Raw genomic sequence first — 15,911 nt, 5'->3', positions numbered from 1 at the left:
GGGCCACGCCGGGAAGTTTGAGCCGGAATGATACGAACGAACCTGTCTATAATTCCGCCAGGGAGATCTCTGAAACAGCGTAGGTCCCATTGCCCTGATGGTCTGCCCGGAAATCACCCACATCGTGGAACACCAGCAATTGGTCAAAAGCATTGTTAAATTTCATCACCATCTGTTTTGGTTTGGGCAGAACCGTATCCGTCAGGATGAACCGGCCCATCGGCAGCCGCGCATAACCAAGCGAAAAAACGCCTCCGGTCTCCTCGCCGCCGCCAATACGGAATATTTCAATATAACCATCGGCAAAACCTACCGCCACCAGCGCGTTCAGGGCTGAGAACGCGGCGCTCACCATTCTGCCCAATCCAATGCCCTCGCAGAATAAGGGCTGGCTGCGTGGCAATAGGTGTTGTTTATTGTTGGTCGTATCATGTAACAGGATTTCATGGTCGGCCATATTCACATCGCGCTTAACAAAACCAAGAAAACGCTGGTCGGGGGACACAAAATCCGGCTGGAAACCCTCAGGCGTCGCCCAGCGTGGATGGTCGTCTTCCAAAAAAGACCAGTGCTTTTCCCATGGTGCGTATAAATCGCCCTGGTTTGTAACCCACAACGCCCGGCCGGGGACAAAGATACCCGTCAGCAAGGCTTCTTCGAAGAATTCTTTATCCTGTCCCGCCGACGGACTGCCCATAAACGGCAGATGATAATATAAGGCCCGGATCCTGCCTTGTGTGCGCTCGGTAACCAATACGACGATATCGCCGTCCGGTGAAACGATAATATCGTCGACGGGATGGTGGCTGGCTTGCCGATATAGCCGGGTTTTAACGCCGTCGGGCGTCTGCGCCCAGATCTGGTTATCCCCGTCCACCCAGAAAATGGGCTGCTGTGTCTCCGCCAGGATGAATTTGGTCACTATTGTCGGCTGATTGCCGCCCGGGGCCGGAAACCAGCGACGGTATCCCGTTTCCGATGCCAATGGCGCCAGCGCTATTCCTTTCTGCTCGAAAATAACTTCATGGGCCGCGTCTTCGTTAATGAGGGTTGCTCTGCAATCGGGGCCTTGGGTTATCAATAACGGCGGGAAAAAGTGCCATGGATGATCAGCGATGAAAGCCAATTGCCTGCTTGACCACGGGTTGCCTTGCGAACGGTCGCGCTGGCAGGCCGCCACCACATTAACCAACGTGGCCCAGAGCGCCAAAGGCGGGTATTCCGCCGTCCACTCCGCCGGCAGGGTTTTATCCATTTTAAAGGTACGCAGCGCACTGCTTGAGGCGTGCAGGATCTCGTCTCGCCGCAGCGGATCAAGACGCAGCAGCAACGCCACCTGCCGTAAGCGGGTACGAAGCGGATGCCCCTGGGCCAACGCCGCGTCCTGAGTCGCGTTTTCCCTGCGGCAAAGCGCCGCCAGGGAGGGAAACCTGCTTTTTGCATATGTCCGTGCGGCGAGTTTCTCAAACCGCGAGAGCGAGCCTGCGTCATGACCGGGCGCGGGAGGTCGGTCGCTTATGTCAATGATATCGAAGCAGCCCGTAAATAATTCATAACGCAGGGTCCAGTAACTATTAACGGACCCCGCCTCACCCTCGTCCAGGGACAGTGTGTGATAAACCCCGTTAAACGGCGCGATATGTAAAAACCGCCCGCCGAGATTAAGGAACATTTTATTGCCGTAGCGGAAGGCGCCGTTCACCAAAGGCGGCAACAGGATATTAATATAAGGCTCCTGGGTGGCCTGGGGATGATCGGCAATTTTCCGGCGCAATAATTCACCGATATGGTGGGCATTGAGCGGTTCGCACGGCGAGGCAAAAACGAAATCGCCCTTACCAACCTGATATGCCACCCGGAACACCGGCGCGTTAGCCTGCGCCGGGTGGCACATCAGGAAGGTGGCGGCGTTTTTTTCGGGCAATAATAAATAGCGCGCATCGCCTATCTGCACGTCCAGGTGCGTTTCGTCATGGATCAGGGCGTTAAAACCCGTGGATTCATCTTCATTGAGCGTATAGTTAGTCAATAACTGATGCCAGTCCAAAACCCGCGGCAGAGCGGCTTCGCGCTTTTTTTGATGCCGCATTGGCGTGAAACGCAGCGAGAATGTCCGGTCGTTATCGCCCGTGTGGATCATGGCAATGGCTTCGCCGCTTCGGCGGACGCGCACCTGCGCATCATCGAGATTATCCGCCGGCATCAGGGTGCCATTGTCCCTGGAGAAAGCCCAGCGTCTGCCGTTGATCTCAAACATCACCCATGTCTTGTCGGCTATATCCAGAATATGGAGCGGATGCACAACCAACAAATAAATAGGCGTGCTGCTGGAAAGCGGCCAAAAAAGCTGCACCTCTGTTGCAGGAGGTATTTCGGCATTTTTTTCAATCCTGAAATCCGGCAGGCTATATTCGGCCAGATTACACACGGCACTACCCGTTTCCAGACAATAGTATTTCTTATAAATACCGAACTGGCTTTGCAGATCCATTTGGACAAACAGCAGCTTGCCGTCGAGGGTACGCTCACCGGTCTCAACCGCCACTATGCTGCTGTTTTGTACTTTCGCCACAGGATAGATGACGCCCTTGATGGCCACGGTTAAAGGGACCCTGCCCTCGGCGCCAAAGACTATTTTTGCATCCTGTACGTGGATTGCGGGCACAAATTTCGGCAGTCCGCTGGTCACTTTTGCAATATTGGATCGCCACGCCACCACCCCGACGGTCGTCCTGCCAAGGAGGGCCAGATACAGGCCTTTAGTCAATATACTCAGCGATCGGGCGGCGGCAAAACCAGGGTCGACACTTTTCAGTATGCCTTTTCCCACGGTATCCATAAATGGCCATAATTGGGCGTGGGTAGCCTCGATACCCCCGGCGAGTTGTATCCTTGTCGGCACTATATTCCTGAAGACTTCTTGTCCCGAGGCGCTGAATACCGGCCCGCTCAAGGTCCTGGCGGCGCCAATCGCCGCGCTCCTGAACAACCCCAGACCGGCCCTGACGCCGGTAAACACCAGCGGCAAGCCCACCAGAGCGCCGTCCATCAGGCATGAGGTAAAGGCATCCTGGGCTTGTCCGGCGTGCAGGGCGTTGGCACAACCATAGAAAGGGATGATAAGCCCCGGCAACGATGCCATAAGCTGATGAAAACCAGACTTCTCCTCTTCGTACCCCATTTCATGGATTTTGAGCCGGTAAAGCTGGTAATGGAAATCGGCATAACGCTCCAGAAACAGGGACAATGTTTCATTCGGCTCTTTTGAGATGCCGGTATTATTTAATGGCAGAAGGGTAAATTCGTGCTGCGAGACCCGCTCCGGGAGCGGCCAGTCCGCCATAAACGGCATCAGGGTGCCAAGATGCGGATCATTAACCGCAATCTTGCGCAGCAGATAGCCCATATCTGTGATCCGAAGTGCAAATAGCCGGCGATCGCTCCCCTGACCGCCCTGGAAAAAAAACGTATCCGGTTTACTAAGATAATGAATAGGCTTATTTGAATAAAACATATCCTGTATGGTCCGGCGCTGAGTCAGCCGCGGGGCCACCCATTTAATTTCCGCTCCTTGCAGAAACCGCTCATCATCCGCTTGTAGATTATCATCAAGAACATCACTGGGCATAAATACCGCTTCCAGCAGCGCCGTGTCCAGGGCGCGGATTTTCATCGCGAACCGGTCCACCTCCCGACGATAAAAAGTATCCAGATTCGGGATCGACGCACCGTTAGCCACGCATTGCCGGGCCGTGGACGATCTCATTAACTGCCCGACAGGGTCCGGAGCATGCGATGGGGGGTCATGTCTATCCAGATTGTCATAGCCCATAATGAGAGCTTGCGCGCTGCCGCAGTGCTGCTTGAGTAATTCCTCCGCCGCCGACTTGCGCGAACGCCATACGGGCCGTTGAAAATTGATTTTGTAATAGCTAAAACTGTCATACAGATGTTGCGCGGTGAGATGCCGCTTTTCCAGATCGGCCTTAAACCAGGCAAACACTTCATCCAAGCTGCCCTCGGCCATTATCTGCCCAATGCTCAGCTCAGGGCGGGCGCGCAAATAATACAACACCAATCCCAGATACATTGTCGATTCCGCGCTTGTGGCCAGCAAGCCATGCCAGGATGTACTGACCAGGCCAATACCTAATTCAATCAGGGATGACAGGGATGACGATATAAGGTTATCCGGGTTATCAAGCACAATTGCCCGGGCGCCGAAATGCAATAATGTCCAGGTCAGGCTGCCGACCCACAAATTATCGAGATCAAGGATGGCAGTCTGATTTTGCGCCATCCATGCCGGCTGGTCCTTGACGTGAAAATAGCTTTTCAGATACAGCGTCGGAATTTCCATTGCCTCGTACTTTTCCTGCCACAACCATTTATTCCGCACATAACTTTCTGACAACGGCCATGTTTCCACCAGGGCGGCAAACGCCTGGTGCGTGATGCTGCGATTAGCATCAAATAATTTCGCTATGCGCAGAGCGATATTGTCTTCCCTGAAAATAAGCTGGCAAAGCAGTTGTCCTATCAGTCCCTTTTGCTGTAAAGGCCTGAGTGTCTCTCCCCTGCGTTCTCCATAGAGCTGACTGCCGTACAACGTCAGCCGGGCAACATCAGGCATAAGCTCCGGATGCCGATCGATGCTGTCGATAATTATTATGGCCAGATGTTTATCATCCGTGAAGTCGGGATTAATTCCGACGCCTATATTTTTATTAAGGTATGTGGCAAGGCGATAATTTCTTTCGGCGGCGTAATCGTGCAGGGCTGGCAAAGCCTCGCGTTTTATCCTTCGCTCCGGAGGGAGGAATGGCCGTGGGAAAGAAGAAGACATTGCCGGTGGTTTTACCTGATGTTGCTGTGCTACTTTTAAGGAGGACACCAGCAAAAGACCATAGAGGATGCGCTCGAAAATATTTTGGGGCTGATTTAACGTGGCTATTTGGCGAGACTTATCATCAAGCTGCCGGCTGCTTTCTTGTTTGAGAACGTGCGCCCTATGGAAAAGTTCTTCTCCGCTAAGAATGGCATTATTTCGCTGCGGGGCATGGTGGTATAGGTACCCGGCAGTTAAATTATTATTTAATTTGTTATGGCCTTTCTTTTCATAGTCAGGGTACGCCTGCGGCGGCCATAGCGATGGAAAAATAGTGTTCATTTTATTTCCCCCAATGATGATAATGGATATTTATATTTTAAAGATCTTTTATATAGCACTCGCGTTGTTAACCCAAAATACACACCGGGCTATTGCAAACACTAATAACATATATTTAATATATAAATTACCTTACAGAATTCACGATTAAAAAATTGATTAATATACAATAGCTAAATTAATATCTTATTAAAGAAGAAATCATATAAATTACTCACAAATAAAAACCTTCATCAGCAATAAACGTTTTCAAAAGCGACATTGACGGCGGGAATGATAAAAACCCGCCGCATTCCTTTTTTGATTTTTTATTGGATTGTCAGCAGCCGGCGCGCCTGAAGCCTTTGTAAAGGCAACCTTGGCCCAGGTTCCCTTCCCGAAGGACGCTGCCGGCGCTATTATTATCGCAGCCGCCCGGCCATCACGGGCGCCATCACTCCGCTCCGGACAAGGATTTATCTCTGAACGCCTACGCCTTATCCGCGGGCGGCGATCGGGTCAGGGCCTGCCCTTGCCCGGTAGCGCCCCCGGCCAGTCCTTTTGCCGCGCAGATCAGCGCCAGATGGCTCAAGCCCTGCGGCATATTGCCGCGCCAGGTCTGGGTTTTAGTATCAAACATCTCATTGAAGATCTGCACATTCCCCGTCTGGCAAAGCGTCGCTAAAATCTCTTCCATGGCGTTATCCGCCGCCGCCTGGCGCCCCATATTCGCCAGCGCTTCCACCAGCCAAAAGGCGCAGGCGACAAATGCGCTTTCCTCTTTGTCCATGCCGGAGTAGCGATAAACCAGCGGGCCGCCCTCGCCCAGTTCCCGCTGGATAACGCCAAGCGTGGAGAGCATGCGTGCCGGATTGACCTTGCTGCCATAATAGTGGGTCAGCGCGATGGCCGCGTCCAGCCTGTCGCTGCCGGCGTAGAAGGTGTAAGCATGGCGCTGTTCAGACCAGCAGTGCCGCTCAATCCAGGCGCTGATGCGGTCGCGCTCCCGTTGCCAGCGCCCTTTCCAGGTCGGTTCGATATGGCCCGCGTCCGCCAGGGCGACAGCCTGGTCCAATGCCAGCCAGCAGGCCATCTTTGAATGCGTATAATGCTGTTTTTCCGGCAGTTCCCAGATACCGCTGTCCTGTTCGCGCCAGCTGTCGGCGCAGCGGTTGGCGAGATGGCCCAACAGCCGCGACGTTGAGAGATCCAGGATATGACCGGCATCGATAAAGAGGCGCGCGGTAGCCAGCATATCGCCATACATGCTGAGCTGGACCTGGTCGCTGGCATTATTGCCGGACCGTACCGGCTGGGTGCCCCGGTACCCTTTCAACGGCAGGAAGCGCTCCTCGGGCACCAGCCCGCCCTCAAGGGTATAGCAGGCGCGCAGTACGCCATCATGGCGGATAATGGTATTGGTCAGCCAGGAGAAGGCCGCTTTGCAATCCTCCAGCGCGCCAAGATAAACAAACGCCTTGATGATCAGGCAGGCGTCGCGTACCCAGGCATAGCGGTAATCGTAATTTTTCCCGCCGCCCAGCCCTTCCGGCAGCGAAGCGGTGGCCGCCGCGGCCAGCGCGCCGGTGGGCGCATACCACAGGAACTTCAGGGCCAGGGCCGAACGTTTAACGTGATCGGTATAAGGACCATCCCAGGTGAGATTGTCCGCCCAGTCGCGCCAGGCGCGATCGCTGGTCTCGATACGCTGGTCAATCTTCGCCAGCGGCGGCACCGCCAGCGGCTCCCGTTCCGTGGCCACCAGCGCCACCAGCGAGCGGGACTCGGGGCGGGTAATAAAAAAGCCGCTTACCCCTTCATCGCCGCTGTCGGTAAGGGTGATATCCTCGGAAAAACGCAGCATCGCCATCAGATCGCCAAGATGAAACACCGGTATGCCCTGCGCGTCATCCAGCCAGGGCGACTGCGTTTCGGCGCGCGTACCCAGCTTTAATCGCAACAGCATGCGCACCGTCCCCTCCAGCCCCTCGACGCGCCGCGCCAGTTCGCTCCACGGCAGGCGGCCCGCCAAGGTACTGTTCAGCGATTCCGTTATCCGCACGCTGCCGCTTGCCGTCTCGTAATGGGTTTCCAGCACATTGCTGTCCCGGCGGTAACCGCGCCGCATACGCCAGGCCCCCTCCGGAACCAGCTGAAAATACCCGCCGATACCTGCATCGAGTATGCGGTCGAACAGCGGCGGTGAATCGATATTGGGCGCGCACCACCAGTCAATGGCGCCGTCCGGGGCGATCAGCGCCACGGAACGGCCCTCGCCAATCGCGGCATAGTCGCCCAGCTCCGCGTACCCCTGTTCCCGGGCGGGTGAGATAAAGGTTTTGTTCTTCACAACTGGCTGATTCCTGGCTCATCAATGAACGCCGGCGGCCGCGGCGTAGGATACGATTAAGCGTAGTACAACCGTGATCATTGTCACAGGCTTCAGCATTCCATAACCCGGCGCGCTGCCGGCGCCCGGGAATAAACCCTTGATCCCCTAGCCAGAAGTTAATGGGCGGGATGCCACAAGTGGCAGTGGTACTAAAAACCGGAGGGGCTAAACAACTATCGGTGCTGTAATAACACAACGCCTATCAGTGGCTTACCAAGTAGTTGAACGCCTAGCCGTATCGGCCCGGCGCAGGGTCTCGGTCGTGGCTGGCAACGGACGGCGCATATGGATATCAAGGATTTTACGCCGGCTGTGGGCCATGCAGCCGACCTCACGGATACAAACATGATCGAAGCGGGATATAGCCACAATTGTACTATTGTCAGTAAGTTGATGTTGATTGAATCCAGTACTTATGTTGACTGGGAAAGCGTGGAAAGCCTTGCGGCGACTGAATTTCAGGCATAAATAAGCCACCCGCGGATGACCTGTAACGCTGAATGTATAACTGGTCAAACCAGATTGCGAGGCTCTTTTCAACGCCATTTTAAAACTGATATCTATATCAAACGTAGCCCATCAAACACTCATTTCCATTCCTGGCGGATCTGGCTTTCAAAGAAAATCCCGTCAGTATTGCTTTTAGCCCATAGGCCAAACGCATTATTATTACTACCGGTGCAATTATCTGCAAGGTAGTCGGACAAGGCTTGCCTGATTAACCCTGCATGGGAGAGAGGGTGAATAGCGGCCAGATTATCCCATTGCCGGAGATCTTCTTCAGGTAAATCGATCGCGATGCGGGTCATCAGCACCCTCTCTCGGATGATTCCTTATGTATATCATTATCGATCACAATAGTGTTCTGAACCACTTATCTCATTAACAACACCAACGGCTGATCGATGACATAGGCAATACCTTTCATCATGTAATGATATAAAGAAAAGATAACACCTAGGAATCTAAAAAAACCAATTAATGTAATTGAATTAAAAGATAAAATGAAAAAATAAAGTTACTGCATGATTAAAATCATACTTTTAATTTACCGAAAAATATTATGAAATATAATGCTGTCTAGCCTATATAAAAACAAGCCCCCGGGGGCATGCTTGCGCAGAGGTCGCACCGGGGGTCTACAAGCATGATATTAACCTTTCACTGTTGTTTAATCAACAGGGTGGCATAACATAGAGAAGAAGCAGAAAGCATCCAGCAAAAGACTTCCCAGATTGAATGTAAGCAATCAAATCGTTGATAAAGGCTTAATTAAGCGCTTTATGTTTTTTTAAAAATTCGTCTATAGACATGCCATTGATGGTCGGCGGTGCGCCGGACATGAAAGGCGTAGGTCCCATAGGAACCGTTGGCATAGTTACAGCCACGGGGCCGTGTTTCACCGCTCCTTGCACCACATTTTGCACGGCGGCACAACCGGCCCCCACCATTGCCCCGACGGGGCCGCCGGACACCGCGCCGAACGTCGCGCCCCAGGCCATGTCGCTACCTATACCACGCGCTACTTCGGCATTATCCGGTCCTGCATTGACATTATTCAATTTTTCCCCTTTTGCAAAGATAATAAAGAAATAACACGATAAGCATGATAATTATCGTGAGTGATGATGCAGAGAGGTACGATAACATACCGTCTTGAGTGATATTATCAATGCTTAGGTTATCGGGCGCGAGCAATATCAAAAAATTGGCCAGAAAAGAATAACATATGCCTTTGTAAATACTATTGCGGCTCAGGCCATGATTGCTCACCGTAAAATACATCGCTATTAGGACATAGGTTAGCGGCATATATATTTGCATTAACATTATTATCATTCCATATAGCATTTTTAGCATTAAAATATAACAAATCTGGATGTTGTTCATCCAACTTCATATCGCAATCAGTTATTTTTCATTTACGCCAACAATAATTGTGATAAGAGTTATAAATTAATTCTGCTGGACACAGTATATTTCCATTGACCCATGTTGACATCTCCAACCTCAGTGGGTCTTTTTACATTGGCGGCAACAAATAAACTATGGATGGGTTATGAAAATTATCAGTTGTGACATACGAGACGTGACTACCGGAGATAACGTCAAAGTGATGATACCGTCGAACATTTATGAATGTGAGCTTCATGATGATGTTTTTATCGGCCCCTTCGTTGAGATTCAGAAAGGATGTGTCATTGGGCGCGGCAGCCGTGTGCAGTCACACACGTTCATTTGTGAGAACGTGTCATTGGGGGAGAACTGTTTTATTGGGCATAATGTCACATTCGCCAATGATTTATTCAGGTGTGGTGCGCCAGACCCAAATCCAGCAAGTTGGATTAAAATCAGCCTTGGCGATAATGTCACCATCGGCAGCGGTGCGACGATATTAACCGATTTCATTTGCAGCGGGTCGGTGATAGGGGCTGGGGGGGTTGTGGTCAATCCCGTGACGGTGAAAGGGATTTATGCCGGCAACCCAGCCCGATTGATTAGAACGTTGTAAAAGGCTCGGCCCTTTTTAACAGTCCCATAGGCCCGAGTTCTACTAAAGATAAATTTGAGAATAGGGCAACTCGGCGTAAAACAGCGACGTCGATCGGGCGGCATTAATGTATATGCTGATCGGCAGTTGCAAACTGAACGGCGTGGGGCCGGAAGCGTATCTGCGCCATGTGCTGGAAATTATCGCGGATCATCCCATCAATAAAATCACAGATCCCCTGCCGTGGAACCTCAAAATCCCTACTGAATAAGCGTCAATACGGCCCAGAGTTGACGCTGTGAGTACCGGCATCCACCACCGCTAAAACGTACCGTCAGAGCTCATGCAACATATTCAAGGTGCTCACTCCATATCTAAAGGACTCGCACTCGCCTTACAACTGGCGCTGCTCCAGGCTGGTATAAATCGTGTTGATTTCACCTTTTAAGCTCTCGCCGCGATAAACCATCGACGTATCGTACCGTTGATACTTCTCTTCTCTCGTGGCGCTGAACCAGTTAAACGACCCTACGCACAGTAGTCCCTCGTCCCCAATCACAATTTTACTGTGGACGCGCTCAACTAGCTTCGTAGTGATACCCATCTCGTTCAACTTTTCCAATGCTACGTGAAGACGCTGTTGCTTCTCTTTACGCTTTTCATAATCGGCGTGTTCGGTATTGTAATATCTGTCTGTCACCACCGTGATATTAATGCCGCGCGAGCACGCCTTAATCATTGATGTCAGAAAGCCGGTTTGTTCCAGCTTTTGCCAGGTCAACCAAGGGGAAACAATGGTAATACTCTTAACGATAGTGTCAAAAGCCTGGTTCAAAAACGCATCATGCTGCTCCACCCCGTGCAGGGTAGAGACCTGCGTTTGTGCTGCGCTTAAATCTTTGCGCTCCTGAAACTCAAACTGCAATGCGTTGCTGTCTGAGGCGAACACGTATTTTGCCAGCAATCCTCGTGGCGAAGAACCGGGCTGGATCTCAAACAAATCCATATCGCCGAAGACCAGAAAGCTGTCCTTAGCGCGGGAGACGGCGACATTCAGCATGCTGCTGTCGCTGTCGATAAACCCGCCATCCTCATGTTTGGAATAGACCGGGGAGAAGAGCACAATCGCTCTTTCCGCCCCCTGCAGGGAGTGCACCGTGCCGACCGTCAGGGAATCTTCATCACCGCTACAGTTAATGTCAAGCTTACGCAACGCCGCTTTGATGGCGTTGACCTGCGCCGAAAATGGCGTAACGACCCCCACCACTTTATGCAGCGGTTTGTCGTAATGACGCTCGATTTCCTCTTTGTGCGACGCCAGCCAGGCCGCTATCGTCCCGGCCTCAAAGGCGTTGTAGCGGCTGCCACCGTTTGTCTGCTGACCCAGACCATCTATATGCAGATAACCCATCGCCGGAAGAAGCGTCTCTTTTTGTGCGCCCCGTTTCGGCTGTAATTTGCCGTGGTAGCAGAGCGCGTTACAGTAGCCAATGATGTTATCGAAGCAGCGTCGGTGCTCGTACAGGTACATCCCGCGGACCAGATCCAGATCGTACTGATAGCGCGAATTAAATTGCGCGACCTTCATGACGCTGCCCGACGCCGCGCTTTTACCTGAATCACACATCAGCGCATAGGCATCCGTCAGCTCTTCCTGAGTGCCGCCGGGGAGGATGTTCTCCTCCACCATATTGCCCATATCAATACCGGGCAAACTGTTCCAGATAGGCGCGATTTGTTCCGTATCGCCAATCACTAACGCTTTTTTCGCCAGCGCGAAGGAGGCTGCCGCCACCTCCGGGAGCACCTGCCCCGCTTCATCGACGATTAGCAGATCAGCAAGATTATAAAAATAGCTTTTATCAAATGGCTTTCCCTTACCTGCAAATTCACTGGTTTTCATATGGTAAGGCAGCATATAACAGGTCATCACCACACAGGGGGTGAGCTTCATTCTGCGCTGCCAGCGAGCCTTAACTGTTTTCGCGCCGTTTCGGCCTTTTTCTTTTTGAAGATTATCAATAGCGGCCATATCCATCAGCCAGCGACCTTCCCAGTAGTGGGTCGCCACCAGGAACGCCGGAAAGCGAATCTGCGTATCAGCAAGCTCATCGGCTCCGGACAGGCCCAGCTCTTCTTCGCCTGAATGTCCCAATGCCCCGGTCAGTTGGCGCCAATGCTTGACGGCCGCGCTTTCGCGCCGGGAAACGTCCTGTGCAAGATCGATTTGTTGCTGATACTCACCCTGCTCTTTTTGCGTTTGCGCAATCAAACCGTCGATATACGCGTCAATACCTTCCGGCGCAATTCCCTGGAACCCGGCCATTCGTGTGCCAAACGTAGTGTTCAGGAAGAGGTTAATTTGATAATGGCGCTTAGTACGAACTGCGGGGATCCATGAAAAGAACGCATACATCATCGACTCACCCGCGCGATATTGCTGCCACTGCTTTTTGCCCAGTGTTAAAAGCGCAATTTCATTCGTGCGGTCGAGCAATAACGTACTTTTGTCCTGAATGTACTGGTCAAGATCTTCGCTGATAGCGCTCCGTTCCTGGCGGATGCGGCTCAGGCTGTACCATGCTGAATCGATTTGCTTGAGCTGCGCGGACTGCTCGGTTAAACGCTCATGCAGGAGATCCACGACGCGTTCGGGCGAACTGCATTCCTCCGACGGAAACGCCACCCTTGCCCTTGCAAGATAGAAGGCCTGCGCATCTTCAACATACTCCAGGGATTCAACACGGTTAAAAAAGTCATCCGTCTGGTATTTTTTCACAGCCTCGGCCTTACGGCCCGAAGACGGGAAGTACGCGCCATAGCTTTTCAGCTCAGGCAGCCAGCGCCCGGCCATTGCTCCGGTGCCAATGGCAAAATCTTTACCGAACGCTTCAATGATGTTGGTCACTGCCTGGTTATTGGTTGATGTGGCAATCACCACCGGCGGTTCGGTTTTATTGAGAGCAGCTTTTGCCCATTCAGTAGCAATGATAGAGAGAACCAGAGTGGTTTTTCCGGTTCCCGGCGGGCCGTTGACGGCGAGGATATCACCCTGCTTTTGGGTGAGATAATGGCTCAGGGCGTCTCGCTGCGCCACAGCCAGTGGGAACTCGTCCCCGGAATGCCCCAGACGCTCGCTGAACTTTGCATTGGCGGCAAGGAGAAGTTCTACGGGGGGCATTTCCGTCGAGGCAAAGCGCGCCAGTAACGGAACCTCTTTTTTACACATCAGCAGATGATCATACAGAGGAAGGATATGGAGGCTGGCCCCGCTGGGCTGGTTCGCTTTGATAATGTAGCCATACCCTGCCGGTTCGTATTGCTCGTGTGTGGCGATCCATTTTCCGGCCACGCTTTCCAGGAGATTATTTGTCTCAGTCAGGTACCTTTGCCACTGCTGCTGATGCTTTTCATAACGCTTAACCCGCTGCTCGTCATTTTCCTCGCGGCGTTGCTGTTCGTCATCCTCGCCAAAAGTGGTCGAATTATGCGTGGTTTTGTATCTGTCATATTGCGCCATCTCGCCAATGGAGAAGGTGCCTTTGGGAAGCGGTTCGAGCAGGTCACGAGGGATAGTGGCAGGTGCAGTGGGGAACAAAAAGCCTTCACGGTTCAGGAGAGCGGAAGTCACCAGCGGTGTGGCGATACCTGGCGCACCTGCCGTTCGCTCTTTACCATGCTTTAGCTGGCGGATCCAAGCTTTTGGTCGTAACAATACCTCGACGGTTTTTACCGTGTCGCTTTCCCCCTCAAAGAATGCGTTAATAACTTCTTCATCCAGCCGTCCCGTGGAGATGTCCATCCACCGGGTGAATTTATCCGCGTCTTTACGCTCAAATGCCCCTTTACCAGACTCGGCGTCTGCTAAGGAGTTACGCCAGTATGATGTGAACCCCTGAGTATTCTTGTCCATTCCCCGTCCCTGACTTAACAAAAATTATTGATTTCATTGATATAAACGCAGCACATTGTTAAGCATTCCACGATGCGAACACGATCGCAATAGTTTGTTTGTGTTGGCAAGGAATTGAGCATGACTGGGTTTACTTATGGCGACAGGCATTCAAAATTTTTTATTATTCAGCTTGTGTTTACTATTACGCGATTAATAAATAGAGGTGTTATTTAACACGATTTGGGTATGTAGAATGCCCCCATAACCGCCAGGATCCGGCACATTATTGATGGAATGGTCCGCAACTGTCGCCTGCACAGGGCGCGGGTACGCTTCCGGCGTTGCCTCATTTAGTTTATAGACTGTTTTGTCTTCGACCCAATGCGTTTTGTATGCTGGAAAATGGTTATAGATCAATCCAGATGGCGCACGTAAAACATCTTAGAATATGTCGATAAAAATGATTTTTTAAATATACGGCCCGAACGTATTTACAATATCGACATGTCTCGGCCATGTGTCGATGAAATTTTTTTTTAAACATATGGCCGGGATAGGCTTATGGTATCGACACGTTTTAGCCATGTGTCGATAAAACACGATTTTTTAAACATGATGGCGTGACATGTTTTTTGAGTACATCCACCCGTTCCCGGACGGGAACAGGTGAACGAGTCGTATCCTGAATATCCTGTACCTGATTCAGTCTGGGTTGCTTTCGCTGCCTATACTGTATTTGTCCCGCTCCATCCTGGAGAGGCGTGATGATTACCACACATTCCTGCGCGGGGTGACAGAATAAGGGATTTTAATGTTCCGAAAATCGATTCTGATGACTTTACTTCTGCTGACGACGTCGGTATTCCTGCTGACAGGATGCCCCCCAGCACCGGATCTAACACAGTGGCAGCGTCCTGATACGGATATCGACGGCGTGCGCGTCGCGATGGATAAATGCGGCGTGCAACTCCCCGGCTCCGATATCCCCAAAACGGATAATGAGTCCGTTCTGTATTACCAATGCATGGAAAATATGGGGTTTACCCGCAAAGACGGATTCAAAATTTGCAGCGTTCGTGTTTACCATGATACACCAGCCTGCCTCCAGCAAAAGCAGGGGCACCCCTTGAGCCAGAGCCAGCAGGAAGCGCTGCCTTTTGTCGCAGACAGCGGGTTTCATCCGATTAAGCCGGATTCCGGCGTGAGCAAGTTTTCCTTGATTACTTGGCGTAAAGTGGGGGCCTCGCTGCATTTTTCTCATGAAGTTGAAAACGACAAACAAGCACTGGCGGTGATGTATCAATGCGGTTATCCGCAACCTTTGGGCTCGGCGCCTTACGTGCCCACGCTGCGCAAAGCCGCTAATGTTCAGCGATGCATGCTGGATAAAGGTTTCGAACCGAAAAACAAACTCGATCTCGTATGTCGCAATTACCCGCAAGTCACGGGCTGTCAAAAAACATAGCGCGTCTCCCTGAACTTACCCCGAAGAAGCTGTATAGACACTGTCGGCACCTCTCCCAGTGTAAACATACGCCCAGGGCCGTATTGACCGTTATTCCGCAGGGATGTGAGGTTCCATGGCAGGAGCGCGTTGATTTTGTTTGTTGCAAACGGGAAGCCGCATCCATGGACCGGATATTAATGGATGAAAAACGGCCAGCATGGAAGAATGAGAACTCGACACGGAAGGAAAGATGGATATATTTCTTTATATAAAAGAAGATTATGAACTTGCAGAAGAATATGGACAGAAAAAGCCACCCTTGGGTAACCTGATTATGTAGTAATGGGAAGGCCGAAATCGAACACCAAATAATTATTTAATTTTAGTAAGTTAGAAAGCCTTTCTATCGAAGCCCCCAAAAAGGCCCCCAATTTGTTAAGATGGGGCGGAGCCGACATATTTTTACGCTGAATCCAGAACTGGTCAAACCAGATTGCGAGGACTTTTTCAGCGCCATTTTAAAACTGATAGCGATGT

Annotated in this window: 9 protein-coding genes and 2 pseudogenes; 5 read left to right on the top strand and 6 right to left on the bottom strand. The window is 51.6% G+C overall.

Going from position 1 to position 15,911, the window contains the following annotated elements; genetic code table 11:
- Positions 1-46: 46 nt before the first annotated feature.
- Both ACL2XQ_RS01005 and ACL2XQ_RS01000 read right to left on the bottom strand, forming a co-directional pair.
- Positions 47-4,633, bottom strand: coding sequence for a hypothetical protein (locus ACL2XQ_RS01005; protein ID WP_413739950.1), 4,587 nt, complete (start codon positions 4,631-4,633; stop codon positions 47-49).
- 1,006 nt (positions 4,634-5,639) lie between these two features.
- Entirely contained in the window at positions 5,640-7,499 is a 1,860-nt protein-coding gene (locus tag ACL2XQ_RS01000) for a glycoside hydrolase family 15 protein (protein WP_413739949.1), read from the bottom strand.
- A 327-nt stretch (positions 7,500-7,826) separates the two neighbouring features.
- Between ACL2XQ_RS01000 and ACL2XQ_RS00995 the strand changes: the two genes are divergently transcribed.
- A complete protein-coding gene (locus tag ACL2XQ_RS00995; RefSeq protein WP_413739948.1) occupies positions 7,827-8,009 on the top strand; it encodes a hypothetical protein in 183 nt (60 codons plus the stop codon).
- Positions 8,010-8,128: 119 nt separating this feature from the next.
- On the opposite strand, the gene ACL2XQ_RS00990 is transcribed toward ACL2XQ_RS00995, so the two are convergent.
- The 3 genes from ACL2XQ_RS00990 to ACL2XQ_RS00980 all read right to left on the bottom strand — a co-directional run bounded on the left by ACL2XQ_RS00990 (position 8,129) and on the right by ACL2XQ_RS00980 (position 9,441).
- Entirely contained in the window at positions 8,129-8,350 is a 222-nt protein-coding gene (locus ACL2XQ_RS00990; protein ID WP_413739947.1) for a hypothetical protein, read from the bottom strand.
- Positions 8,351-8,809: 459 nt separating this feature from the next.
- Complete coding sequence (locus ACL2XQ_RS00985; protein ID WP_413739946.1) at positions 8,810-9,103, bottom strand: hypothetical protein; 294 nt, start codon at positions 9,101-9,103, stop codon at positions 8,810-8,812.
- Between the two features lie 182 nt (positions 9,104-9,285).
- A complete protein-coding gene (locus ACL2XQ_RS00980) occupies positions 9,286-9,441 on the bottom strand; it encodes a hypothetical protein (protein ID WP_413721909.1) in 156 nt (51 codons plus the stop codon).
- Positions 9,442-9,600: 159 nt separating this feature from the next.
- Between ACL2XQ_RS00980 and ACL2XQ_RS00975 the strand changes: the two genes are divergently transcribed.
- Entirely contained in the window at positions 9,601-10,053 is a 453-nt protein-coding gene (locus ACL2XQ_RS00975) for an acyltransferase (RefSeq protein WP_413739945.1), read from the top strand.
- Positions 10,054-10,144: 91 nt separating this feature from the next.
- Positions 10,145-10,303, top strand: a pseudogene (locus tag ACL2XQ_RS00970) (transposase domain-containing protein); the annotation flags it as partial.
- Between the two features lie 123 nt (positions 10,304-10,426).
- Here ACL2XQ_RS00970 and ACL2XQ_RS00965 read toward each other — a convergent pair.
- Positions 10,427-13,945 (bottom strand): AAA domain-containing protein, encoded by a 3,519-nt coding sequence (locus ACL2XQ_RS00965; protein WP_413739944.1) that lies wholly within the window; start codon positions 13,943-13,945, stop codon positions 10,427-10,429.
- A 613-nt stretch (positions 13,946-14,558) separates the two neighbouring features.
- Here ACL2XQ_RS00965 and ACL2XQ_RS00960 point away from each other — a divergent pair.
- Together ACL2XQ_RS00960 and ACL2XQ_RS00955 are read left to right on the top strand one after the other, a co-directional pair.
- Positions 14,559-14,726 (top strand): annotated as a pseudogene (locus ACL2XQ_RS00960) (Fic family protein); the annotation flags it as partial.
- A 12-nt stretch (positions 14,727-14,738) separates the two neighbouring features.
- Entirely contained in the window at positions 14,739-15,392 is a 654-nt protein-coding gene (locus ACL2XQ_RS00955; protein ID WP_413739943.1) for a hypothetical protein, read from the top strand.
- Positions 15,393-15,911 lie beyond the last annotated feature (519 nt).

The sequence above is a fragment of the Sodalis sp. RH14 genome (assembly GCF_047324285.1).
Taxonomy (GTDB): Bacteria; Pseudomonadota; Gammaproteobacteria; order Enterobacterales; family Enterobacteriaceae; genus Acerihabitans.
This window is presented reverse-complemented; position numbering and strand designations above follow the sequence as displayed.